Below are 1,206 nucleotides of genomic sequence, written 5' to 3' on the forward strand. Positions count from 1 at the left end.
ACACAGTGGACGCGAGCAACTGAGGACAAGCCCTCGGCCTATTAGTACCAGTCAACTCCACCCGTTACCGGGCTTCCATATCTGGCCTATCAACCCAGTCGTCTACTGGGAGCCTTACCCTCTCAAGGAGGTGGGAATACTCATCTCGAAGCAGGCTTCCCGCTTAGATGCTTTCAGCGGTTATCCCTCCCGAACGTAGCCAACCAGCCATGCCCTTGGCAGAACAACTGGCACACCAGAGGTTCGTCCGTCCCGGTCCTCTCGTACTAGGGACAGCCCTTCTCAATATTCCTACGCGCACAGCGGATAGGGACCGAACTGTCTCACGACGTTCTAAACCCAGCTCGCGTACCGCTTTAATGGGCGAACAGCCCAACCCTTGGGACCGACTCCAGCCCCAGGATGCGACGAGCCGACATCGAGGTGCCAAACCATCCCGTCGATATGGACTCTTGGGGAAGATCAGCCTGTTATCCCCGGGGTACCTTTTATCCGTTGAGCGACGGCGCTTCCACAAGCCACCGCCGGATCACTAGTCCCGACTTTCGTCCCTGCTCGACCCGTCGGTCTCACAGTCAAGCTCCCTTGTGCACTTACACTCAACACCTGATTGCCAACCAGGCTGAGGGAACCTTTGGGCGCCTCCGTTACTCTTTAGGAGGCAACCGCCCCAGTTAAACTACCCATCAGACACTGTCCCTGATCCGGATCACGGACCCAGGTTAGACATCCAGCACGACCAGACTGGTATTTCAACGACGACTCACCGCGAACTGGCGTCCGCGTTTCAAAGTCTCCCAGCTATCCTACACAAGCCGAACCGAACACCAATATCAAACTGTAGTAAAGGTCCCGGGGTCTTTCCGTCCTGCTGCGCGAAACGAGCATCTTTACTCGTAGTGCAATTTCACCGGGCCTATGGTTGAGACAGTCGAGAAGTCGTTACGCCATTCGTGCAGGTCGGAACTTACCCGACAAGGAATTTCGCTACCTTAGGATGGTTATAGTTACCACCGCCGTTTACTGGCGCTTAAGTTCTCAGCTTCGCCCCACCGAAATGGAGCTAACCGGTCCCCTTAACGTTCCAGCACCGGGCAGGCGTCAGTCCGTATACATCGCCTTACGGCTTCGCACGGACCTGTGTTTTTAGTAAACAGTCGCTTCTCGCTGGTCTCTGCGGCCACCCCCAGCTCGAACAGCAAGTGC

1 rRNA gene (only partly in view) is annotated in these 1,206 nt (G+C 56.1%); it reads right to left on the bottom strand.

What is annotated here, in order from left to right:
- Positions 1-21: 21 nt before the first annotated feature.
- Positions 22-1,206 (bottom strand): 23S ribosomal RNA (locus tag ACWGKT_RS48360); its annotated part runs 1,279 nt beyond the window's last position; the annotation flags it as partial.

It is taken from the genome of Streptomyces sp. NPDC054794 (genome assembly GCF_053611585.1).